The sequence below is a fragment of the Streptococcus sp. 2020WUSS089 genome (assembly GCF_044427405.1).
GTDB lineage: Bacteria > Bacillota > Bacilli > Lactobacillales > Streptococcaceae > Streptococcus > Streptococcus hashimotonensis.
Window position 1 is genome coordinate 16934 of sequence record NZ_JAOTGD010000009.1, and the last position, 22015, is coordinate 38948.

The window sequence follows — 22015 nt, forward strand, 5'->3', positions numbered from 1 at the left end:
CTCCTTTTAGACAAGCATAGATGATTTTGCGTATTGAAGACTTTCGGTTTTAGATAATTTTCGAACAGAAAGGCTTGCGAGAATAGAAAGTGGACCGATACGGCCGAAGAACATGAGTGCCATAATGACTGTTTGACCGGCCATGGTTAGACTTGGAGTCAGATTGGCCGTAACACCTACAGTGGCTAGTGCTGACATGACCTCGAACATTAAAAATAGAAGTGGTTGTCGGTCATCTGTTAGGGCAAGTGCGAAGAGCCCGATGATGAACATGAGAAGGAAGACTGAGAATGTCGCAAAAGCTTTGCGGATGCTGAGGTTATCGATGGTTCGACCCATAAAGTTGGTATGAGGGAGACCGAGAATCTCGCTACGAGCATAGAGCACTAAGGTTAGGAAGGCGGTTATTTTAATACCGCCGGCTGTTCCACCTGGGGCTCCGCCAAGCATCATCTGAAAGATATAGAGCAAGAGGGTAATCGGTTCAGCCTTCGTGTAGTCGATACTGGCAAAACCAGCAGTTCGCATGGTGACCGTCTGGAAAAAGCTGGCTAATAATTTATGGCCAAATGATAGTTGCCCGATAGTAGAAGGGTTGTTCCATTCGGTGAGTAAGGTTGTCAGAGTTCCGAGGGTTAGTATAATGGCTGTTAGGCCTAGAACAATCTTTGTATGGAACCCTAGTTTTCGTAGGCTACGTTTTTGCCCGATTTGTGTTTGAAGGTCAAACCAAACCGAGAATCCAAGACCTCCCATAATAATGAGACTGGCTAATGTTAGGTTAATCAGAGGATTATCCACATAACGCATGATGCTAGTTGCACCAAAATTATCAAAACCGGCATTACAAAAGGCTGAAATAGCTACGAAAATCGAGGTGAATAAACCTCTCGCCCATCCAAATTCAGGTACAAAATGGAAGGAAAGTAAGAGGGCTCCAAAGGCTTCGACCGCCAAGGTAAAACCAAAAGCTGATTTGAGGAAGCTACGAAAATATTTTGTGTCAGATCGGTTTAGAGCCTCTTGTAAGGTTGCCATATTGATGAAATTCATTTTACGACCACCGCGTAAAGCGAAGAGACCGATGAATCCTATCAAGCTCAAACCCCCAATTTGGATTAGCATCATACAGATAATCTGTCCAAAAGTAGAATAGGTTTCAGCAACGGCTTTGGTAAATAGCCCTGTTACACAAACCATGGAGACAGATGTGAAGAGATGATCCCAATAACTTGCTGTAGAGGTGCTAATTTGTGAGATGGGAAGACTTAGTAAAATTGATCCAGTCAGAATCACGAATAAGAAACTGATAATGATTCGCTGACTGGGAGAAAGTTTAATCCTAAATGGTGACATAATTCTACCTTTGCTCAAAAAATAAAAGATGAAGATATTGTAGCACAAAAGAAAGAAAATGTACGACTAAAACACGCAAAGAACCTGATTTTTTCTCTTCTTGAAAGCTTCATTATTTTTTATTACCATGGATTTTATAAGTGGTGCTTACATGAGGTAGCTCAGGTGGCTCATTTTATTTGTGACAACGGGATTATGGGGAAATTATTATGGGCAATGAAAAAGTGGTGCGGACCATAAAAAGAATCTCCTTAGTTGACCTAGGGAGATTTATTTCCATTCTGCTAAGACTTGTTGATGATAGTGACGTAAAGGTCCGACCTTTTGGAGGAGGTAGGTAGCAGCCAGTCCGACCAATAAGCCTGATAAAATTCCTGTAAAAGCGAGGATTGGCAGGTAGTTTAGTACATAGAAAGAACGGGCAATGGTAGCAAAAACAAGAAGCTGACCAAGGTTGTGCAACATCCCGCCCAGAATAGAAATTCCAATAGGACTGACACGGTTTGGACCGAGCTGCTTGGCAGAAAGCATTCCTACATAACTCAAAGTAGTTCCAGCAAAGCCATAGAGGAAGGTTGAAAAGGTGCCTCCCAGAAAGGTTGAGATGAGCAAGCGTAGTGCGACAACCTTTAGGCTATCCTTTGTAGGGAGGGTAAAAATAGCAATTAAGCTAATCAAATTTCCCAGTCCTAGCTTGGCACCTGGAGCAAAAGCAAATGGGGGGGTGATGAGTCGTTCAATCAAAGAAATGACAACTGCCTGAGCTGCCAGCATCGTAATAAAGTTAAGTGTTTGACGTTTAGAATTCATGGGTGCAGAGAAAAAACTCTTTCTAGTCGATTATCTATTTTACTATCATACTTGTTTTTGTTCACTATGGCAAGTTTTGTTTGTTGTATATTACTAATTATTGAAATTCGCTTGTCAACTATCTTGGAATGCGTTATAATGGAAATATGTAATTTGTTTTGATTTTCACAAGGAGGAAACATTGTGACGAAAAATATTGTGATTGTCGGTGCTGGTTATGCGGGGATTGCAGCAGCTCGATTGCTAGGGAAAACCTTTAAAAAGGATCAAGATGTAACAGTTACCTTGATTGATAAGAACTCTTTCCATACCTATATGACAGAGTTGCATGAAGTTGCGGCAGGGCGTGTAGAAGCCAATGCAATCAAGTATGACCTTCAACGTATCTTCAAAAAATATCCAAAGGTTCAATTGGTAACAGACAAGGTTGTTGAGATTGACTACGATAAGAAACAAGTAGTTGCGGAACACCAAACTCTGGATTTTGATTACCTGCTCCTTGCAATGGGTGGTGAGGCTAATGACTTTGGTGTGAAAGGTGTTAAAGAACACGGTTTTACACTTTGGTCTATCGAAGCAGCAGAACGTTTGCATGACCACATGATTGATGCTTGCTATCGTGCCATGCGTGAGCATGATGAAGCCAAACGTCGCGCTCTTTTAACCTTTACCGTTATCGGTGCTGGCTTCACAGGTATTGAGATGATCGGTGAGTTGATTGACTGGGTACCAATTTTGGCGCGTGAGTTCAAGTTGGATCCAAAAGAATTCTCACTTAAGGTTGTTGAGGCAACGCCAAATATCTTGGCTATGGTTACTGAAAAAGAGCAAGTCAAGGCTCGCAAATACCTTGAGAAAAAAGGTGTTGAATTGGTTCTTGGTGATGGTGTAGCAAGTGTACAAGAAGATAGCTTGACACTTTCATCAGGTCGTCAAATTCCTACCTATACCTCTATTTGGACAGCTGGTGTTCAAGCCAATACAGACGCAAGTGAATTTGGTATTGAAAAAGCACGGGCAGGTCGCCTAATTGCCAATGAATTCATGGAAGCCAAAGGCAAGGAAAATGTCTATGTAGCTGGTGACTTGGTTTACTTTGAAGAATCAGAAGGGAAACCAACTCCACAGATTGTACAAGCAGCTGAACAGACAGGCCATACTGCGGCAAGTAATATTATTGCAGCAATCAAGGGTGGCGAAAAACATAGCTACAAAGGTAAATATGATGGGTTTATGGTATCTATTGGAGCACGCTACGGTGTAGCCTTCTTGATGGACAAATACCACATGTCAGGCTTTATGGCAATGGCTGTCAAACACATGGTAAACCTACTCTACTTCTTTACCATCCGTAGTTTCTTCTACATGGGTTCTTATGTTCGCCATGAATTCTTTGACATTCAGAATAAGCGAAACATTTTTGGCGGTCATACTTCAGGCAAAGGAAATCTTCTCTGGTCTGTGCCAATGCGTGTCCTTTATGGTTCAGTATGGCTCTACGAAGGTATCAAGAAAGCCTTTGGTCTATTTGGAACAACATCATGGTTTGGGGATCAAGTTGTCTTCCCATTCCCTTGGTTAGCTGATCCAGTATCTGGTGCATCTGCTGCTGAGGCGGTTTCAAGTGCCTCACAAGCGGCAACTGCTGCGGCAGAAGCTGCTGAACCAATTTTTGGTTTGAGCTATGCCTATGGTGAAGCACCGATGGCTGTTTTGGACAAAATGCCTGATTGGTTTGCTACTATCATGGAATTTATGATGCCAAACCAAGAAGTAGCACTCTTTATGCAAAAATTTATGACAGTAGCAGAAATCGGTATTGGTCTGGCTTTGATTGCTGGTGCCTTTGTATGGATTGTATCTGCTGCAACCGTTGCTTTGGTAGTTATGTTCAGCCTGTCAGGCATGTTCTACTGGGTAAATATTTGGTTCATCCCAGCAGCTATTTCTCTTATGAACGGTGCGGGTAGAGCCTTCGGTCTAGACTACTGGATCATGCCATGGTTGGGTCGTTTCCTAGACAAGAAGATTTATGGAAAGCCGAAGCATATTTACCGTATCAAGGATAAAAAATAAAGGAAATATAGAAAGTTAGTGGTACATCAAATTTGGAATACCTATCCTGAGATTGAGAGGGGACTTGAAGAGGTAAAATCCATCATCTTATCTGAGATGATGGTCCTGCATCCAGCAGTTACAGCGAAGATTGTTGAATATGTAGAGGCACCAGGGAAATACCTGCGTGCCGGCCTCTGTCTGCTCTTTGCACAAATGACGGAAGGAAAGATTAGCCGTTCAAAGCTATATTTTGCTGCCCATTTAGAAGTCCTGCATCTGGCGACTCTGATTCATGACGATGTGATTGATGGCGCGGATAAACGGCGGGGAGTCACGGCGGCTCATCAACAATTTTCTAATCGAATCGCTATCTACACGGGTGATTATCTTCTTGCCTATTCAAGTCGACTATTTGGAAAAGGGCTTCGTTTGCTAGAAGTATCACGTGATGATTTGGATTTGGGCAATGATAAGCTGATGGAAACAATTCTTCGAGGGGAATTATCTCAGCTACTCAATCAATTTGATGCCAATATGACTATGAAAGCCTATCTCAAGCAAATTCAAGGAAAAACAGCTTTTCTATTTGGACTTGCCTGTCAGTTGGGGAGCTTTGTACCAGGCCAATCTAGGAAAGACAGTAGCATGGCTTTTCGGTCTGGGCAAGCACTTGGCATGGCCTTTCAGCTACGAGATGACTTAATTGACTATCAGTTGGATGTGGCAGCATCAGGAAAACCTAGATTGCAAGATATTCAAAATGGTATCTATACTGCACCGCTACTATTTGCTATGCGAGAAGACAAGTCTATCCAGCAGCAATTGCGGGCCTATATTCAATCCCCTACGGCAGAAGGGTTGGAAAGCCTTACAGATAGGATTTTTGCAACACATGCTATTGCCAAAACAGAGAAACTGATTGTTAGCTATTTGGAAAAAATGATGAATTTTGTAGATAGAATACCACAGTTATCGACTGCATCTATGCAAAATTTGGTGGCAATAGTTTTTAGTCATTATTTTTAAAAAAATACTAGACAATTTAGTTTATTCGGTATATCATTATAAATATAAAACTATTTACTTTACAAAAGGAGTATTGTTATGAAAACAACTAAAGTTGTGTTGAAAAGTTTGGTAGTTCTTGGTGCGGTATTTGCACTTGCCGCTTGCGGTTCTAAACAAGAATCTACTTCAACTTCATCTTCAACTACAGAAACGGTAGTATTGAAAGATGGTACTTACAAAGCTGAGTCAGGCAAAGACGATTATGGCTACAAAATTGTTCACACATTGACTGTTAAAGATGGAAAAATCAGTGAGTCAAAATTTGACTACGAAGCTGAAGATGGAAGTCTTAAATCAGCAAATGAAGAGTACAACAAAAACATGAAAGATAAAGCTGGAGTTTCTGCTGGTGAAGCAATTGAACAACTCAATGCAGCTTTGGTTGAGAAACAAGACCTCTCAGCTGTTGAAGTTGTATCAGGTGCAACTCATACTTCTGAAGACTTCAAGAAGAGTACAGAAGCCCTTCTTGCAGCAGCTGCTGAAGGAAAAACAGAAACTGTAAAACTTGACTAATTAAGTCTATACAGAAAAGACACAGTCGCACTTGTTTGGCTACTGTGTCTTCTTATTTTTTGGGGAAGGTAAAATCAGTGAAAAAAATTGCAAGTCTATTATTCGTGGGCCTACTGATGGTTTTGCTTGTTGCCTGTAGTGGTAAACAAAACGAAAGTTTATCTGTTGTGAAAACTCCGTTGACTCGTAGTGAAAGCTTACTTCACACAGTAGTGCAATTGAGTATTTATCATGAAAATCAGGAAGAAGCGATGGATGAAGCTGTCTCCTATATCAAGGAGATGGAAAGTCTGTTGTCCACAAACTTGGAAGGAGCAGATATCTACCGTATCAATCAGGCAGCAGGAAAAGAGGCTGTCAAGGTGGATGAACGTACCTTTGAAGTGATTGAAACAGCTATTGACATGAGTAAAGAAAGTCAGGGGCTATTTGACATTTCCATTGGAGCTGTGAGCAATCTGTGGAAAATTGGAGATGAGGATGCACGTAAGCCCAGTGATGAAGAAATCAAAGCTGCTCTGCCATTTATCAATTATAAAGACATTACTTTAGATAAGGAGAAGAAGACCGTCTTTATCAAAGAAGGAATGACGCTAGAATTAGGAGCCATTTCCAAAGGTTACATTGCAGATAAGGTTAGAGAATTGTTTGCCAGCAAAGGGATTACGACAGCTATCATCAATCTAGGCGGGAATGTGGTGGTTATGGGGGATTCGCCAACGACACAAAATGGTTGGAATGTTGGAGTTCAAGACCCAGACCAGGTGCGTGGTGCAACAGTTGGTTCTGTGCCAGGGACACATGATTCGGTTGTTACCTCAGGTATTTATGAGCGCTACTTAGAGGTGGACGGTGTCAAGTATCACCATATTCTGGATCCAAAAACTGGCTATCCTGTGGAAAACGATATTTCAGGTGTGACAGTCTTTTCCAAAACATCTATCCAAGGAGATGCCTTATCCACAACTCTCTTCTTACTAGGTGTGGAAAAAGGTCTTGACTTTATCAATCAGATGGACGGTGTAGAAGCTGTTTTTATCGATAAGGAGCAGGGGGTTCATCTGAGTGATGGCTTGAAGGAAAGCTTTGAATTAACGAATGAGGAGTATCATCTTGTCAATGAATAAATCAACTAAAGGACTCAGTTTGCCTGTATTTCTAGAATTTGTTGAAATGAAGACCAAGGTAGCTAGTGTTTTCCCGATGACCTTGGGGATTTTATGGAGCCTGTATCGCTATCAAGCTTTCAATTGGCTCAACACATTTTTGTTCATTATTGCCGTTCTTAGCTTTGACATGTGTACAACTGCCATCAACAATAGCATGGACTACCACAAAGCCAAGGATGAAACCTATCGTCAGGAAAGCAATGTGATTGGAAAATTCTCTCTAGATTTCCGTCAGATGATTGGAATCGTCCTTGCCCTACTTATTTTTTCAGTGGTTATTTCATTGGTGCTTGTTTGGCGGACCAGCTGGTTCCTCCTTCCGATGGGAGCTTTCTGTTTCCTCATTGGTATCTTTTATACTTTTGGACCTATTCCGCTTTCGAGAATGCCACTGGGTGAAGTTTTCTCTGGAGTAACCATGGGATTTGGGATTTTCTTTCTTGCTGTATTTATTCAGCAACCAGATTTGCTACTGACCAGCCAAGTGAGCGGCCAGTGGATGACCTTGCAATTCTCTTGGACCAAAATAATAGACATTATTTTCATGTCCCTTCCTTTGGTAGCCTTGATTGCCAATATCATGTTGGCCAACAATACCTGTGATTTAGAAGAAGATATTCGCAACCATCGTTATACTCTGGTTTACTATATTGGCAAGAAAAATGCTCTTAAATTGTATTTTGTCTTGGCAAGTTTACCATGGTTGCTGTGGATAATCTACTGTCTGACTGGATTCTTACCAATCTGGGCACTGATCGGTTTCATCGGTGTTTGGCCTGCTTATAAGAGTCTAGAAACATTTTTGAAAAAGCAAGTCAAACGGGAAACTTTTATCGAGGCAGTAAAGAGTTTTGTACTCTTTGCGCTGCTATATGTGGTGATACTTGCTTTAGCCCTTATTTTCTAAAAAGGAAAGACACAGTCGTTCATCAACAGGCTGTGTCTTCTTTGTTATAGTGGTAAAATGAGTTCTTCTTCGTCAGTGCTTTCCCCGCCAACGGATTTTATTTCAATCAATAGGTTATGTGGCAGGCAGACGGAGAGTTCTCCTGGCTGGCTAATCCAGCTGGTCATAACGGCAATTTGGTCTGGGCTATTGTCTTCCTTGACCCGAATGCGTTCGCCATCAACTTCAATGATGTTGTATTGCCCTTCATTGGGATAGTAGGTCTTTTCTTGATGTGGTGTGTCCTTTGATAATTCAAATTGGTCGACCACCTCACCATTGATGCGGACATAGGCAATTGTTTTTGCCTCATTTGTATCTGTTGTCAGATGTGCATAGGTAAAAATTGCTGGAAGAAAGGATAAGATGAGGGTAAATCCGATTAAGATATAATCAAATAGTTTGAGTTGTTTGAGAATGGATTTGAATGTCATATACAATCTATTTTATAGAAAAAATCCTACTTTGTAAAATGTTGGATACAGATTACTTTTTCAATTATCTAGAGAAGAGTAGGATGGCTAACATTCCCCAAAATCTAGCATGAAGTGGTTGTATTTTCCCAGCGAAAAATCCAATGGAGAAAGTTAGGGCAAAACCTGCAAAGAGAAACCAGAGCAGCGGTTTATGATAAAGATAGATAGCTTTTTGGACAACATTTGATTCTGGACGGGTAGTTTGCCAGTCACTATTTAAAATTGGAAGTATAGTGAATAGTAAGAAAAGGATTGATGGATTGTCCCCTGTCAGGTAGCTATGTATATATGCTACAAATTGCTGTATAGGAGAGAACAATCAAAGTGAAAATGAATTTCGGTTTGTCAACGTCTATCTGGTTTCTCCTTTTTAAGATAAATCCGATAAAGAATAGCCAGAGCAAATCCAGCAGGAAGGATGAGGGCAAGTGGTTTGACATGCCCTAGCCAAATGCCTACAGAATAAGTCAAGGTCATGGCAAACAGTGCAAAGACAGATTGAATGAGAAAGTAGCGTTTTTCCTCTGTTGTTTTATAGGATCTAAAGATCTGAATGGTCGGTAGCGTAATCAAGAACGAATCGCTGCTAATTGGCTCATTGACCATATAAGAGTAGATGAAGAAGGCAGAAAAGAGGCCATAAAACAAGACAAAAATGCGACAGGTTTGTTTAGGTGTAAAAGGTTTATTCATGGTGTTAGCTCCTTATTTTTTCTTAGCAGTATCTGCTTCCAGTTTTTGCAGATAGGCAATGGCAGACAGGGCTAGACTGGCAAAGAGGCCCATCATGCCACCGAAGAAGAGGGATTTTACGTGGAAGATGGAATCCAGTAGGGGAAGCTGGAGGCTAAAGAGGTCTGCCAGCCCAGCAAAGAGGCTAGATAGCAGGGCAACTCCCAGTCCCCAGAGAAGTGGGTTAAGGGGCCGGGCTTGTCTTTCCTCAGGGCTCAGTTCGTCCACGTCATATTGAGGCAGGTCAGCATGGAGAGTACGCATATTAACGATACCAATTAGGATAATACTGAAGAAGGCAATGATCATTGGATAGTAGGCAGCCACCTCCAGAGGGTAGCGGTAGGCTAGGAAGTAGGCGATGGCATTTCCAAGAGCTAGGAAGTAGAAGTAGTAGATAAAGGCCTGTCCGCCGATAGCATCAGCCTCGGCCCGTCGGTATTCGTCTAAAGGACCGCGGATACCATAAAAACGTTTAATCATATTTTTGATCCACTTGGGTTCTTCTTTGGCAATAGCAGAGCTGACAGTTAGTTTTTCTGCCTTTTTCATGCGTTTACGAAGAGTGATTTCGATATAAATTCCCATGAAAACACCGACTAGACAGGCTGCAAGGAATTTTCGGAGGTCAAATAAATGGTCTAGTGGATTGAGTCCTTCCATCCAGGCATCAAATCCCGTGTTCCAGATATACATACCACAGGTGAAATAGAGGGCGAATTTGATACTTGCTCCCTTGAATTTCTTTTGTTCCTTGGTAGTCAGTTCTTCTACATCTAAACTGTCCAGTTGACTGTGCCGGAGTTTAAACATGATGTAGGTACTAGCAGATAGGTAGGCTAGGAGCAGAGTAACGGGGTAGCCATAGGCAACGACTTCTGGGTAGCGTTTGGATAGAGCGAGTGCCAGTAGGGTAAGAGCCATGGTGCCCCAAAAGAGCAGGATAAAGCAGGTATTGCCTAGTCGGAAGGCTTCTTTTTGGCGAAATTCATCCAAGGGCCCTGCGATACCGTAAAATCGTTTGATTAATTTATCTTGAAAGGTTTCTTTTTTCATAAGCAGCTCCTTATTTTTGATCGAACAATGGTAAGATGTAAACAAAGCCTAAGAAGTAGATGGTCCCAGCAATCAGCAATTGTAGCCAAAATTTTGCTTGGCTGATGGTGTGCAAGATTTCTGCTCCGCTATTGCCCCAAAGCTGAAAGAGAACAAAGAGCGGGATAAAAATAAGGGTAGAGATAAGAGCTTGACGTATATTCTTTTTCATGATATTTTCCTTTCTATTCATTCCAAAAGAGACTATTGAGGTCAGTCTGTAAAGCTTTGGCTAGGTTGATACAAAGGTCTAGCGAGGGGTTGTACTTGTTGTTTTCAATCATGTTGATGGTTTGCCTGGATACGCCGATGGCTTTGGCAAGATCCAGCTGGGAAATCCCTAGCAGTAGGCGATAATCTTTGACACGGTTCATGGGTTCTCCTTTCGTGTAAAATATATGCGACATTCTATTGTAAAGAGAGAGGATAGACTAGCTATCCTTAGGCACGATGTCAATTATATGCGACAGTTGGTTGTAAAAAATGAGGGAGACCTCCCTGTTGATGTCAACTATATGTGACATGTTTCTTTACTGTTAGTATATACCTGTTCATATAAGTTGTCAACTATATTTGACAGTTTTTTTGTAAAAAGTTTGCAATAACTTTTTATTTTAATTTGTGGTACAATAGAAAAGATATGACCAAGGAATTTAATCACACAACTGTTCTCTTGCATGAGACAGTCGATATGTTAGACATCAAACCAAATGGAATTTATGTAGATGCAACGCTGGGTGGAGCAGGGCATAGTGAGTATCTGCTTAGTCAGTTGACGGATGGGGGGCATCTTTATGCCTTTGATCAGGATCAGACTGCTATTGAGCATGCCCATATTCGCTTGGCATCCTACATTGAAAAGGGACAAGTGACCTTTATCAGGGATAATTTCCGCAATCTCAAGACTCGCTTGGCGGAGCTAGGTGTAACAGAGATTGATGGGATTTGTTATGATTTAGGAGTATCTAGTCCACAGTTGGATGAGCGGGAGCGTGGCTTTTCTTACAAACAAGATGCTCCGCTTGACATGCGGATGAATCGTGAGGGACATTTGACGGCCTATGATGTGGTCAATAACTATGACTATCACGACTTGGTACGGATTTTCTTTAAATACGGTGAGGATAAATTTTCCAAGCAGATTGCTCGTAAGATTGAACAGGCGCGTGCGGCCAAGCCGATTGAAACAACGACTGAGTTGGCAGAGCTGATCAAATCTGCCAAGCCAGCCAAGGAACTTAAGAAGAAGGGGCATCCTGCTAAGCAGATTTTCCAAGCTATTCGGATTGAGGTCAACGATGAGTTGGGAGCAGCAGACGAATCTATCCAGCAGGCCATTGACTTATTGGCTTTGGATGGACGGATTTCTGTTATTACTTTCCATTCTTTAGAAGATCGTTTGACCAAACAACTCTTCAAAGAAGCAAGTACGATTGATGTTCCAAAAGGTTTGCCATTTATTCCAGATGACTTGAAGGCGCCACTTGAATTGGTCAATCGTAAGCCTATCTTACCTAGTCAAGAAGAATTAGAGGCAAATAATCGCGCGCATTCAGCCAAACTGCGTGTAGCTAAGAAAGTACATAAATAGGAGAGAGTCTATGTTGCAAGAAAAACGTAGAGAAGCCACTATGCGGGTTATCGGTGATAAAATTAGAACCTTCACACGTGTAGAAAAAGCCTTCTATTCAAGCATCGTATTATCTGGATTAGCCCTTGCCATAGGAATTATCTTTATGCAAACGCGGCTTTTGCAGCTTCAATCTGGGATGGCCAAAGTCAATCAAGATATTAGCCAAAAACAGATTGAAATCAACGATGCAAAGCAAGCTGTCAATGAATTGACACGTTCAGCTCGATTGATGGAAATTGCTGAAAAAGCTGGATTAACTTTTAATAATGACAATATTGGAGTGGCCGAATAATGCCCAGAAGAAATAATAAACTCTTGCGGTATGTCTTGAAAAAACGATATGTTCCGTCAAAAAATCGTCGAAGAGTAGGACAGAGCCTACTTCTTTTGACGGTTTTCGTCTTTTTTCTCTTTTTAATCAACTTTGCCTATATTATCGGCACCGATAGTAAATTTGGGGTGGATTTGTCAGAAAGAGCTGATGCGGTACACCAGCGTGAAGTTACCGTTCAAGCTAAACGGGGGACGATATACGACCGTACAGGAATTCCTATTGCGGAAGATTCGACGACCTATACGGTCTATGCCATCATTGACACAGAATATGTGTCAGAACTGAAAAAAGTTTTGTATGTGCAGTCTTCTCAGTTCAGCAAAGTAGCAGAAATCTTTAAAAAGCATCTCGGAATGGAGACAGATTATGTTATGGAGCAGCTGAATCAACCGGAACTGAAGCAGGTATACTTTGGGACGTTAGGTAAGAATATCTCCTATAGTACGATGTCCTCAATCCAAGAAGAGATGAAGGCGGCAGGTATTGAAGGGATTGCCTTCAATGCTAGTCCAGGACGGATGTATCCGAATGGGAATTTTGCTTCAATTTTTGTCGGGTTAGCTAATCCGGTTGAAAACAAGGATGGTAGTCATAGTTTACAGGGTGTGAGTGGTTTGGAATATTATCTGAATGATATTCTGGCCGGTCAAGATGGAAAGGTTATCTACGAGAAAGATAGCCAAGGCCGTGTCCTACCTGGAACAGAAAAGGTTGAAACGGAGACAGTAAACGGGCAGGATGTCTATACGACAATTTCAGCCGATTTGCAACGTTCTCTTGAAACCAATATGAATACCTTCTTCGATAAAGCCAAAGGGCGATATGCGAATGCAACTTTGGTTTCAGCCAAGACGGGTGAAATACTGGCGACGACCCAAAGGCCAAGCTATGATTCAGATACCAAAGAAGGTCTAGGCCAAGAAGGACTGCTAGAGCGGTCACTCTTATACCAAGAAGCGTTTGAGCCTGGTTCAACAATGAAGGTGCTAACAGTAGCGTCAGCTATCGATAATGGAACCTTTGATCCAAATGCCTATTATACCAATAATGAGTACGTTATCGCAGACGCGAAAATCAATGACTGGACCCTCAATGCAGGTTATTCAGCTGTGACTCTCAATTATGCGCAAGGCTTCTCCCTATCCAGTAACGTTGGGATGACCTTATTGCAGCAACAGATGGGAGATGAAAAATGGCTAAATTACCTCGCTAAATTCCGCTTTGGCTACCCAACGCGTTTTGGTATGGGGGACGAGGCGCCAGGAATGGTACCAGGGGACAACATTGTTTCTATCGCCATGTCATCGTTTGGTCAGGGTATTTCTGCAAACCAAGCACAGATGCTTCGTAGTTTTACCGCCATTGCGAATAACGGTATTATGCTAGAGCCTAAATTCATCTCAGCTCTTTATAATCCTAATACAGATACAGCTAGAATTTCTTCGAAAGAAGAAGTGGGAAATCCAGTTTCTGAACAAGCTGCCGATGATACACTTCGCTATATGATAAATGTCGGTACTGACCCTGTTTATGGTACGCTCTACTCACATGACTTACAGGGACCTGCAATTCAAGTTGATGGCTATGACATTGCAGTTAAATCAGGTACGGCGGAAATTGCCAGTGAAGATGGTCAAGGGTATATTAAAGGTGCCTACATCAACTCTGTAGTAGCCATGATCCCTGCTGAGAATCCTGAGTTTATCATGTATGTGACCATTCGCCAACCGGAAGTATTGAATGTCCTGTCTTGGCGTGATATTGTCAGTCCTACATTGAAAGAAGCGATGCTGTTGAAAGACAATTTGAATCTGGATTCACCTGCACCAGCATTGGCACAGGTCGCTAATGAGACAGAGTATCGATTGCCAGACCTCATTGGTAAGGCACCAGGCGAGTCGGCTGAGGAACTTCGCCGTCAATTAGTTCAACCAGTTATCCTTGGAAACGGTGCTGAAATTAAAAAAGTTTCAGTCGAAAAAGGAAGTAAGGTAATCGCCAACCAACAGGTTCTACTCCTGACAAATAAATTCGAAGAAATGCCAGACCTGTACGCAATCACCAAAGAGAATATGGATATATTTGCTGAATGGACTGGTATCGAAGTGACCTATAAAGGAACGGGTTCAAAAGTAGTCGACCAAAGTGTAGAGGTCGGTACCGCTTTGAATAAAACCAAGAAAATAACAATAACCTTAGGAGACTAACATGCAATTCGCACTTATGTCGGGATTGGTAGCTTTTCTAGCAACCGTTCTCTTAATCCCACGATTTATTACATTTTATCAAGCCAAACGCATCGAGGGGCAACAGATGCACGAAGATGTGAAACAACATCAGTTTAAGGCAGGTACACCAACAATGGGGGGAACAGTTTTTCTCGTTGTTGCGATACTTGTCAGCTTGTTGTTTGCAACGGCCTTTCAACTGTTGACGGGTGGTGTTCTCGCCATCCTCTTTATCCTTGCCCTTTATGGTGTAGTAGGATTTTTGGATGACTTTTTAAAAATTTTCCGTAAGATAAATGAAGGTCTTAATCCTAAACAAAAGCTTGCTCTACAAATTTTAGGAGGGATTGTCTTCTACTTTGTCCACGTAAGAGGAGCAGGTGGCGGAGAATTGAATGTATTTGGTCACATGATACATTTGGGAGTTCTCTATTTTCCATTTGTTCTGTTCTGGCTGGTCGGTTTTTCAAATGCAGTTAATTTGACAGATGGTATTGATGGATTGGCTTCTATCTCAGTTGTTATCAGCCTTCTAGCTTACTCTGTCATCGCCTTCAATGAGCAAAAATTTGATATTCTTCTAGTTTGTGTGACCATGATTGGTGGCTTGCTCGGTTTCTTTGTTTATAACCGTAAACCAGCGAAGATTTTCATGGGGGATGTGGGAAGCTTGGCTCTCGGCGGTATGTTGGCAACTATTTCAATTGCCCTCCGTCAGGAATGGACCCTCCTCCTTATCGGCCTGGTCTATGTCATTGAAACGTCCTCTGTTATGTTGCAAGTTTCATATTTTAAATACACCAAAAAACGCTTTGGAGAAGGTCGTCGTATCTTCCGTATGACTCCTTTTCATCACCATTTGGAGCTCGGAGGTTTGACCGGAAAAGCTGAAAAATGGAGCGAGTGGAAAGTTGACTTTTTCCTCTGGTCAGTCGGTCTTGTAATGAGTCTGATTACCTTGGCTATTCTTTATTTATAAGATTTACCCATGGTGCTAGTTCATTTCAAAATAGCGTAAGTTATGAGCTAGAATAATTTGTTCCATTCGTAACTGTAGTCCGGCTAGACTTCTAGCTAATGTATGTTGGATGTCAAAGAGACGACACAGTTCAGAAAAACGTGTTTCAATAGTTCGTCTCATGGCCATCGCTTTCCAATTGTTCTGTTCTTCAGCTCCTGTCATGTTTTGTCGAAATGGCGTCCATAGGTGGTAACCTTCTTGCTCTAAGTCCTTTTTGAGTTCACTGCTTAAGTAACCTAGATCACCTAGGATAACCGATTGTTTACATCCCTCTAATAGTTCATAAACCACCTTGATATCATGGACAGAGGCTGGTGTGACAACATAATTCAGAATATAACCAGATAAGGTCACCAGCATATGAACCTTGAAACCGTAAAACCAAAGATGTTTAGAGGCGTTGTAACCAATATCAGCTACACCTTTAAAAATGGCAACTCTTTGATTGCGAATAGGGTGACAAAGTGGCAAAGGAAAACTATCTATAATGGCTAGTTTATCAGATGGAAGCAGTTCACTCTTAGCTTTTCGGATTAATTGGACTAGCCAAATCAATTGTTTAGACCGCCGATTGAAACTGCTTCTTTCTAGTAACCGACCACAAGGAAAGAGGGGGCAGATGGTGTAGAAATGGCGTTGTGATGTCATGCTTAGTTCAGCTTGTAACAGAAGTAAGACAAGAATTGATTCATCTGAAACTTTAGCTAAGCCAACATTTCGCCGATGTTTGAAGGAATCTGGACAGTAGTTTTGGTAGAAGTGATGACAAATTTGAGATAATTGGCGTACATTCCATTGCAAATGATGAGATTTAGCAGTATACTGTAAGTAGCTCATTTGGACTAACCTCCTGTATGTTTAGACACTTACAGTATAGTCTATTTGGGCTTTTTATTGTAGTTTGAAATGAACTAGTACCACAGGTAAGATTTTTATTGTATATCAAAAACAGCAGAAATGCTGTTTTTTTACCTTGACAAATATGGTCGGGGGGTAAAATAATAGTAAATTAGGCTGAGGAGGAAAAAATGGAACAGTTCAATCAGGAGAAGATGTATGGTGTGGTACTTCAGACCATGACAGCTGCAAGTCAGCTTCCCATGGTAAAGGTCAATAGGGAGGATTTTTTGAAGACTCGATTTAAGGACAGTCCCTATTTAGACAAGATTATTGCTGATGGACCGACAGCGGTTTATAGTTTGGATGCTTTAAGAAAAGAAGCTGATAAAATCATTCATGATATGACTACAAAGACTTCCTTACTCTCTTTTGCGGCTGGTTTACCAGGTAATCCCCTCACAGCAGTAGCAGCAGGAACAGCTGATATTGCTCAATATTTTGGCTTTGCTTTGAATTTGTCGCAACAAATTGCCTACCTTTTTGGTGAAGATGAGCTGTTTGTCGGTGAGGGAAAGGAAATTTCCGAAGAGGTTCAAATTCGTATTATTGCCTATATTGGTGTTATGTTTGGTGCTGGTGGTTCAGCTGTTCTCCTAAATAAAGTATCTAAGACAGTCGGGGCTAATATTGGTAAAAAAGTTGCAGCGCAAGCCTTGACAAAAACAACTTGGTATCCCTTGGTTAAAAAAGTTGCTTCAGTAATTGGGGTAAAAATCACTAAAAAAACGGTTGAAAAGACGATTGCCAATGCTGTTCCGCTTTTAGGAGGACTGATTTCTGGAGGTCTAACCTACTTTACATTTCAGCCTATGGGAGGATTGTTGGCGGATACCTTTGTTAAAAAATTAAACGGTGATTTTGATAGCGAGCTGGAATTAAGTGAGGCATTTAAGGCGAGTTTGGCGGAAGAGAAAGAACTAGGGATTATAGATGCAGATTTCACAGAAGTAAATGACAATAGTGATTTAGAGGCATAGGGCGGGCATCCGTCCTTTTTGCTTGTCACTCCAAATCGTGCTATAATAGAAGGCAGCACAATTAAAGAGGAAACTATGAAATTTACAGATATGAAACTCAAGCCTTATATTCAGGAGGCTTTGAAAGAAATTAACTTTGTCCAGCCGACAGAAGTTCAGGAGAAATTGATTCCTGTTGTTTTGTCAGGGCGAGACTTGATAGGGGAATCAAAAACAGGTTCGGGTAAGACCCATACCTTCTTGATTCCGATTTTCCAAAAATTAAATGAGGAATTGGACCAAGTTCAGGCTGTTATTACAGCTCCATCACGAGAACTGGCAACTCAGATTTATCAAGCGGCACGCCAGTTGGCTAGTCATTCGGACATCGAAGTTCGTGTGACCAATTATGTTGGCGGTACGGATAAGAACCGTCAAATTGACAAGCTTCAAGCTGGTCAGCCTCACATTGTTGTTGGGACACCAGGGCGTATCTATGATTTGGTCAAATCAGGTGACCTGGCTATCCATAAGGCCAAAACCTTTGTGGTTGATGAGGCAGATATGACCTTGGACATGGGCTTTTTAGAAACAGTCGATAAGATTGCTGGCAGCCTGCCAAAAGACTTACAATTTATGGTCTTTTCAGCGACCATTCCGCAGAAACTCCAACCGTTTTTGAAAAAATACTTATCCAATCCAGTCATGGAACAAATCAAGACCCACACAGTCATTTCTGACACGATTGAAAACTGGTTGATTTCAACCAAGGGGCGTGACCGTAATGCTCAGGTATTGGAAGTGACCAAGCTCATGCAACCTTACTTGGCTATGATTTTTGTTAATACAAAAACACGTGCAGATGAATTACACAGCTACTTAACTGCCAACGGTTTGCGTGTAGCAAAGATTCATGGAGATATTCCACCGCGTGAGCGTAAGCGGATTATGAATCAGGTGAAAAACTTGGACTATCAGTACATCGTTGCAACAGATTTAGCGGCACGTGGTATTGATATTGAAGGGGTTAGTCATGTCATCAATGATGCTATTCCGCAAGACTTATCATTCTTTGTTCACCGTGTAGGGCGCACAGGTCGTAATGGTTTATCAGGCATTGCCATCACCCTTTATCAGCCAAGCGATGATGCAGATATTCGAGAGCTAGAAAAACTCAATATCAAATTCTTGCCAAAAGAAATGAAAAATGGCGAATTTGTCGATACCTACGACCGTGACCGCCGTGCTAACCGTGAAAAATCTCGTGAAAAACTAGATTTGGAAATGATTGGCTTGGTCAAGAAGAAAAAGAAAAAAGTTAAACCAGGCTACAAGAAGAAAATTCAATGGGCTGTTGATGAAAAACGTCGCAAGACCAAGCGAGTTGAAGCGCGTGCAAAAGGTCGTGCAGAACGTAAAGCCAAGCGTCAAACCTTTTAAAGTAATCGAGGAAAAAGATGTTACAAAACATTCTAAGTTTTTATTTACAAGGATTGCTAATAGCTTCCTTGTTGATTATCACTTCTAGTCTGGTCTGGTTTATCTGGCGTGCGACAAAGGGTGTGGATAAAACCTTGCAAGAACGACAAGATTTCTTGTTTGATTTGTTGATGATTAATGTGATGACAATCCCCATTGCGGCCTTTGGAGTAGTGGGAATCTTATTAATGTTTAAAGCGTAGAAGGAAAAAGTATATGTACGATACAGTTGTAATTGGTGCGGGTCCTGCGGGGATGACTGCAGCTCTTTATGCAGGGCGTAGCAATTTAAAGGTAGCTCTTTTGGAACGTGGTATTTATGGTGGTCAGATGAACAATACCGCGGAAATTGAAAACTATCCAGGCTATGACCATATTTCAGGTCCAGCCTTGGCTGAAAAAATGTTTGAACCCTTGGAAAAATTCGGTGTGGACCATATTTTTGGCACCCTAGTCCGTATTGAGGAAGAAGGAAAAATTAAGAAAGTGATCACTGAGGATGGTGTTTTGGAGACAAAGACAGTCGTTCTAGCCATGGGGGCAAAACACCGTTTGTTAGGTATTCCGGGTGAGGATACTTACAATAGCCGTGGTGTCTCATATTGTGCAGTCTGTGACGGTGCCTTCTTCCGTGGACAAAAACTCTTGGTTGTCGGTGGTGGAGATTCTGCCGTTGAAGAAGCGCTCTTCTTGACACAATTTGCGGAATCTGTGACGATTGTTCATCGACGTGACCAACTTCGTGCTCAAAAAGTTATCCAAGACCGCGCCTTTGCCAATGAAAAAATTAACTTCATCTGGGATAGCGTAGTCGAAGAAATCAAGGGTGATGACTTACGTGTACAAAGCGTGGTTATCAAAAATGTGAAAACTGAAGAAGTCAGTGAACTTGATTTCGGTGGTGTCTTTATCTATGTCGGTCTGGATCCGATGACTGATACAGTTGCGGACCTAGGAATTACAGACGAAGCTGGTTGGGTTATCACTAATGAAAAGATGGAGACGACTCAATCAGGCATCTATGCCATCGGTGATATTCGTCAAAATCAACTTCGTCAGATTGCAACGGCAGTAGGAAATGGTGCAGTTGCTGGACAAGAAGTCTATAACTACATCACAGAACTAGCTGAATAGGGGAATACAATGTTTCATATTTACGATATTCAGAAAAATCCAGATGGAATCTCCTTTGATAAAACCTTGGATTTACAGGAAGAATTGCAAGCTCGAAATGGTGAAGTTCTAGGCTTGTCGCCAGTCCAAGTCACTGGAAATATCCGTTTTGAATCAGGTTTCTTTTTCTTGGACTATCAGATGACTTACGATATTACCTTGGCATCCAGTCGTTCTCTGCAACCAGTTGTTTTGCATGAGGTCCAAAACGTCAATGAACTCTTCGTTGCTAATGAAGCAGTTCTTAAAGAACAAGATTTGATTGATGAGGATATGGTGCTGGTAGTAGAAGATGACCACATTGTCCTTGATGAGAGTGTAGCAGATAATATTTTATTGGCTATACCAATCAAAGTCTTGACACCTGAAGAAGAAGCTGGACAGGAACTACCATCTGGTCAAGCTTGGGCTTTAATGACTGAAGAAGATTTTCAACAAAAAGCTCAAGAGAAAAAAGAGGCCAATAGTCCTTTTGCCCAATTACAAGGGTTATTTGGAGATGAGGACTAGCTCAGATTGGCAAGATAGTTAAATTATCTGAAAATTCTTGTCAATTTTAAGCTTTCGGTGTATAATAAAAGAGATACAAATTAGAGGAGTAAACAAATGACTAAAGCAAATTTTGGTGTTGTAGGGATGGCCGTTATGGGCCGCAACCTTGCGCTTAACGTTGAATCACGTGGCTATTCAGTAGCCATTTACAACCGCTCTGCTGATAAAACAGAAGATGTTGTTGCAAGCAACCCAGGTAAAAACTTGGTACCAAGTTACGATGTGGAAAGCTTTGTGGCATCTATCGAAAAACCACGTCGCATCATGCTTATGGTTCAAGCTGGTCCTGGTACAGATGCAACCATTCAAGCGCTCTTGCCACACTTGGATGAAGGCGACATCTTGATCGATGGTGGTAATACTTTCTACGAAGACACTATCCGTCGTTCAAAAGAATTGGCAAACTCAGGTATTAACTTCATCGGTACAGGTGTATCTGGTGGTGAAAAAGGAGCCCTTGAAGGTCCATCTATCATGCCTGGTGGTCAAAAAGAAGCTTACGAGTTGGTGGCAGATGTCTTGGAAGAAATTTCAGCAAAAGCACCAGAAGATGGAGCACCCTGTGTGACTTATATCGGTCCAGATGGAGCTGGTCACTACGTAAAAATGGTACACAACGGTATCGAGTATGGCGACATGCAATTGATTGCGGAGTCTTATGACCTCATGCAACACTTACTCGGTTTGTCAGTGGATGAAATGGCTGACATCTTTACTGAGTGGAACAAAGGCGAATTGGATAGCTACTTGATTGAAATCACAGCAGATATTTTGAAACGTAAAGACGACCAAGGTCAAGATGGACCAATCGTTGACTACATTTTGGATGCGGCTGGTAACAAGGGAACTGGTAAATGGACAAGCCAATCATCACTTGACTTGGGTGTGCCACTGTCGTTGATTACAGAATCCGTATTTGCTCGCTATATCTCAACCTACAAAGATGAGCGTGTGGCAGCAAGCAAGGTCCTTCCAAAACCAGCTCCGTTTGCATACGAAGGCGACAAGGCTGAATTGGTAGAAAAAATTCGTCAAGCATTGTACTTCTCAAAAATCATGTCTTATGCACAAGGCTTTGCACAGTTGCGCGTAGCATCTAAAGAAAACAACTGGAACTTGCCATTTGGCGAAATTGCAAAAATCTGGCGTGCAGGTTGTATCATCCGCGCTCGCTTCTTGCAAAAAATCACAGATGCCTACGGACGTGATGAAGACTTGGCAAACTTGCTCTTGGATGAGTACTTCCTTGATGTAACAGCTAAGTATCAACAGGCAGTTCGTGATGTTGTTGCCTTGGCAGTTCAAGCAGGAGTTCCTGTACCAACATTCTCAGCAGCTATTACCTACTTCGATAGCTATCGTGCTGAAAACTTGCCAGCGAACTTGATTCAAGCACAACGTGACTACTTTGGTGCTCACACTTATAACCGTAAAGATAAAGAAGGAATCTTCCATTACGACTGGTATAGCGAATCAAAATAGAAAAGATGGGCGTGGAAGCGCCCTTCTTTCT

General features: G+C 41.7%; 23 protein-coding genes. 15 read left to right on the top strand and 8 right to left on the bottom strand.

Going from position 1 to position 22015, the window contains the following annotated elements; genetic code table 11:
• Positions 1-6: 6 nt before the first annotated feature.
• Both ODU46_RS07450 and ODU46_RS07455 read right to left on the bottom strand, forming a co-directional pair.
• On the bottom strand, positions 7-1356 hold the full coding sequence (locus tag ODU46_RS07450) for a potassium transporter TrkG (protein ID WP_274806959.1): 1350 nt from the start codon (positions 1354-1356) through the stop codon (positions 7-9).
• Between the two features lie 270 nt (positions 1357-1626).
• Positions 1627-2166, bottom strand: a complete 540-nt coding sequence (locus ODU46_RS07455) for a Gx transporter family protein (protein WP_012027668.1) — start codon at positions 2164-2166, stop codon at positions 1627-1629.
• Positions 2167-2349: 183 nt separating this feature from the next.
• On the opposite strand from ODU46_RS07455, the gene ODU46_RS07460 reads away from it, so the two are divergent.
• From ODU46_RS07460 to menA, 5 genes are all read left to right on the top strand, one after another.
• The gene (locus ODU46_RS07460; RefSeq protein ID WP_024408256.1) at positions 2350-4242 is read left to right on the top strand and encodes an NAD(P)/FAD-dependent oxidoreductase; all 1893 of its coding nucleotides are present in this window, start codon (positions 2350-2352) and stop codon (positions 4240-4242) included.
• 18 nt (positions 4243-4260) lie between these two features.
• Positions 4261-5250 carry a polyprenyl synthetase family protein gene (locus tag ODU46_RS07465; protein WP_024406624.1) on the top strand — a complete coding sequence of 330 codons (990 nt, stop codon included), beginning with the start codon at positions 4261-4263 and terminating at the stop codon, positions 5248-5250.
• A 78-nt stretch (positions 5251-5328) separates the two neighbouring features.
• Positions 5329-5808: an FMN-binding protein gene (locus tag ODU46_RS07470; RefSeq protein ID WP_015647284.1), complete on the top strand. Its 480-nt coding sequence runs from the start codon at positions 5329-5331 to the stop codon at positions 5806-5808.
• Between the two features lie 77 nt (positions 5809-5885).
• A complete protein-coding gene (locus ODU46_RS07475; RefSeq protein ID WP_172115822.1) occupies positions 5886-6935 on the top strand; it encodes an FAD:protein FMN transferase in 1050 nt (349 codons plus the stop codon).
• The gene (menA, locus tag ODU46_RS07480; RefSeq protein WP_205026998.1) at positions 6928-7884 is read left to right on the top strand and encodes a 1,4-dihydroxy-2-naphthoate polyprenyltransferase; all 957 of its coding nucleotides are present in this window, start codon (positions 6928-6930) and stop codon (positions 7882-7884) included. Before ODU46_RS07475 ends, menA begins: the two co-directional genes overlap by 8 nt.
• A 44-nt stretch (positions 7885-7928) precedes the next feature.
• On the opposite strand, the gene ODU46_RS07485 is transcribed toward menA, so the two are convergent.
• From ODU46_RS07485 to ODU46_RS07505, 5 genes are all read right to left on the bottom strand, one after another.
• Entirely contained in the window at positions 7929-8357 is a 429-nt protein-coding gene (locus tag ODU46_RS07485; RefSeq protein ID WP_024402625.1) for a NusG domain II-containing protein, read from the bottom strand.
• A gap of 387 nt (positions 8358-8744) precedes the next feature.
• Positions 8745-9092 (bottom strand): hypothetical protein, encoded by a 348-nt coding sequence (locus ODU46_RS07490; protein WP_044753759.1) that lies wholly within the window; start codon positions 9090-9092, stop codon positions 8745-8747.
• Positions 9093-9104: 12 nt separating this feature from the next.
• Positions 9105-10187: a DUF3278 domain-containing protein gene (locus tag ODU46_RS07495; RefSeq protein ID WP_044762246.1), complete on the bottom strand. Its 1083-nt coding sequence runs from the start codon at positions 10185-10187 to the stop codon at positions 9105-9107.
• A 10-nt stretch (positions 10188-10197) separates the two neighbouring features.
• On the bottom strand, positions 10198-10398 hold the full coding sequence (locus tag ODU46_RS07500) for a hypothetical protein (RefSeq protein ID WP_002937997.1): 201 nt from the start codon (positions 10396-10398) through the stop codon (positions 10198-10200).
• A 13-nt stretch (positions 10399-10411) separates the two neighbouring features.
• A complete protein-coding gene (locus ODU46_RS07505) occupies positions 10412-10600 on the bottom strand; it encodes a helix-turn-helix transcriptional regulator (protein ID WP_002942681.1) in 189 nt (62 codons plus the stop codon).
• A 266-nt stretch (positions 10601-10866) separates the two neighbouring features.
• On the opposite strand from ODU46_RS07505, the gene rsmH reads away from it, so the two are divergent.
• Genes rsmH through mraY form a run of 4 tightly spaced genes read left to right on the top strand, consistent with a single transcriptional unit; the run spans position 10867 to position 15400 of the window.
• Positions 10867-11817 (top strand): 16S rRNA (cytosine(1402)-N(4))-methyltransferase RsmH, encoded by a 951-nt coding sequence (gene rsmH, locus ODU46_RS07510; protein WP_398579461.1) that lies wholly within the window; start codon positions 10867-10869, stop codon positions 11815-11817.
• A gap of 10 nt (positions 11818-11827) precedes the next feature.
• On the top strand, positions 11828-12151 hold the full coding sequence (ftsL, locus tag ODU46_RS07515; RefSeq protein WP_002937992.1) for a cell division protein FtsL: 324 nt from the start codon (positions 11828-11830) through the stop codon (positions 12149-12151).
• Entirely contained in the window at positions 12151-14400 is a 2250-nt protein-coding gene (gene pbp2X / locus ODU46_RS07520) for a penicillin-binding protein PBP2X (protein WP_398579462.1), read from the top strand. Before ftsL ends, pbp2X begins: the two co-directional genes overlap by 1 nt.
• Before the next feature lies 1 nt (position 14401).
• Complete coding sequence (gene mraY / locus ODU46_RS07525; RefSeq protein WP_014638523.1) at positions 14402-15400, top strand: phospho-N-acetylmuramoyl-pentapeptide-transferase; 999 nt, start codon at positions 14402-14404, stop codon at positions 15398-15400.
• A gap of 15 nt (positions 15401-15415) precedes the next feature.
• Here the strand turns inward: mraY and ODU46_RS07530 are convergent, their stop codons facing one another.
• Positions 15416-16279, bottom strand: coding sequence for an IS982 family transposase (locus ODU46_RS07530; protein ID WP_015647273.1), 864 nt, complete (start codon positions 16277-16279; stop codon positions 15416-15418).
• A 191-nt stretch (positions 16280-16470) separates the two neighbouring features.
• Here ODU46_RS07530 and ODU46_RS07535 point away from each other — a divergent pair, with 191 nt between their 5' ends.
• The 6 genes from ODU46_RS07535 to gndA all read left to right on the top strand — a co-directional run bounded on the left by ODU46_RS07535 (position 16471) and on the right by gndA (position 21984).
• Entirely contained in the window at positions 16471-17319 is an 849-nt protein-coding gene (locus ODU46_RS07535) for a hypothetical protein (RefSeq protein ID WP_044759431.1), read from the top strand.
• A gap of 75 nt (positions 17320-17394) precedes the next feature.
• Positions 17395-18738, top strand: coding sequence for a DEAD/DEAH box helicase (locus ODU46_RS07540; RefSeq protein ID WP_044759432.1), 1344 nt, complete (start codon positions 17395-17397; stop codon positions 18736-18738).
• A 17-nt stretch (positions 18739-18755) separates the two neighbouring features.
• Positions 18756-18980, top strand: coding sequence for a DUF4059 family protein (locus ODU46_RS07545; RefSeq protein WP_002936682.1), 225 nt, complete (start codon positions 18756-18758; stop codon positions 18978-18980).
• Between the two features lie 13 nt (positions 18981-18993).
• Complete coding sequence (gene trxB, locus ODU46_RS07550; RefSeq protein ID WP_044669934.1) at positions 18994-19911, top strand: thioredoxin-disulfide reductase; 918 nt, start codon at positions 18994-18996, stop codon at positions 19909-19911.
• 9 nt (positions 19912-19920) lie between these two features.
• Positions 19921-20460: a DUF177 domain-containing protein gene (locus tag ODU46_RS07555; RefSeq protein WP_014736258.1), complete on the top strand. Its 540-nt coding sequence runs from the start codon at positions 19921-19923 to the stop codon at positions 20458-20460.
• A gap of 96 nt (positions 20461-20556) precedes the next feature.
• The gene (gndA, locus tag ODU46_RS07560; protein WP_002942698.1) at positions 20557-21984 is read left to right on the top strand and encodes an NADP-dependent phosphogluconate dehydrogenase; all 1428 of its coding nucleotides are present in this window, start codon (positions 20557-20559) and stop codon (positions 21982-21984) included.
• Positions 21985-22015 lie beyond the last annotated feature (31 nt).

What these genes read in the sequence shown, in the direction of transcription:
- ftsL (WP_002937992.1), top strand. Translation starts at nt 11,828, where the DNA reads ATGTTGCAAGAAAAACGTAGAGAAGCCACTATGCGGGTTATCGGTGAT.
- ODU46_RS07470 (WP_015647284.1), top strand. Translation starts at nt 5,329, where the DNA reads ATGAAAACAACTAAAGTTGTGTTGAAAAGTTTGGTAGTTCTTGGTGCG.
- rsmH (WP_398579461.1), top strand. Translation starts at nt 10,867, where the DNA reads ATGACCAAGGAATTTAATCACACAACTGTTCTCTTGCATGAGACAGTC.
- ODU46_RS07545 (WP_002936682.1), top strand. Translation starts at nt 18,756, where the DNA reads ATGTTACAAAACATTCTAAGTTTTTATTTACAAGGATTGCTAATAGCT.
- menA (WP_205026998.1), top strand. Translation starts at nt 6,928, where the DNA reads ATGAATAAATCAACTAAAGGACTCAGTTTGCCTGTATTTCTAGAATTT.
- ODU46_RS07455 (WP_012027668.1), bottom strand. Translation starts at nt 2,166, where the DNA reads ATGAATTCTAAACGTCAAACACTTAACTTTATTACGATGCTGGCAGCT.
- pbp2X (WP_398579462.1), top strand. Translation starts at nt 12,151, where the DNA reads ATGCCCAGAAGAAATAATAAACTCTTGCGGTATGTCTTGAAAAAACGA.
- ODU46_RS07540 (WP_044759432.1), top strand. Translation starts at nt 17,395, where the DNA reads ATGAAATTTACAGATATGAAACTCAAGCCTTATATTCAGGAGGCTTTG.
- mraY (WP_014638523.1), top strand. Translation starts at nt 14,402, where the DNA reads ATGCAATTCGCACTTATGTCGGGATTGGTAGCTTTTCTAGCAACCGTT.
- ODU46_RS07500 (WP_002937997.1), bottom strand. Translation starts at nt 10,398, where the DNA reads ATGAAAAAGAATATACGTCAAGCTCTTATCTCTACCCTTATTTTTATC.
- ODU46_RS07485 (WP_024402625.1), bottom strand. Translation starts at nt 8,357, where the DNA reads ATGACATTCAAATCCATTCTCAAACAACTCAAACTATTTGATTATATC.
- ODU46_RS07505 (WP_002942681.1), bottom strand. Translation starts at nt 10,600, where the DNA reads ATGAACCGTGTCAAAGATTATCGCCTACTGCTAGGGATTTCCCAGCTG.
- ODU46_RS07535 (WP_044759431.1), top strand. Translation starts at nt 16,471, where the DNA reads ATGGAACAGTTCAATCAGGAGAAGATGTATGGTGTGGTACTTCAGACC.
- ODU46_RS07490 (WP_044753759.1), bottom strand. Translation starts at nt 9,092, where the DNA reads ATGAATAAACCTTTTACACCTAAACAAACCTGTCGCATTTTTGTCTTG.
- ODU46_RS07555 (WP_014736258.1), top strand. Translation starts at nt 19,921, where the DNA reads ATGTTTCATATTTACGATATTCAGAAAAATCCAGATGGAATCTCCTTT.
- ODU46_RS07530 (WP_015647273.1), bottom strand. Translation starts at nt 16,279, where the DNA reads ATGAGCTACTTACAGTATACTGCTAAATCTCATCATTTGCAATGGAAT.
- gndA (WP_002942698.1), top strand. Translation starts at nt 20,557, where the DNA reads ATGACTAAAGCAAATTTTGGTGTTGTAGGGATGGCCGTTATGGGCCGC.
- ODU46_RS07450 (WP_274806959.1), bottom strand. Translation starts at nt 1,356, where the DNA reads ATGTCACCATTTAGGATTAAACTTTCTCCCAGTCAGCGAATCATTATC.
- ODU46_RS07495 (WP_044762246.1), bottom strand. Translation starts at nt 10,187, where the DNA reads ATGAAAAAAGAAACCTTTCAAGATAAATTAATCAAACGATTTTACGGT.
- trxB (WP_044669934.1), top strand. Translation starts at nt 18,994, where the DNA reads ATGTACGATACAGTTGTAATTGGTGCGGGTCCTGCGGGGATGACTGCA.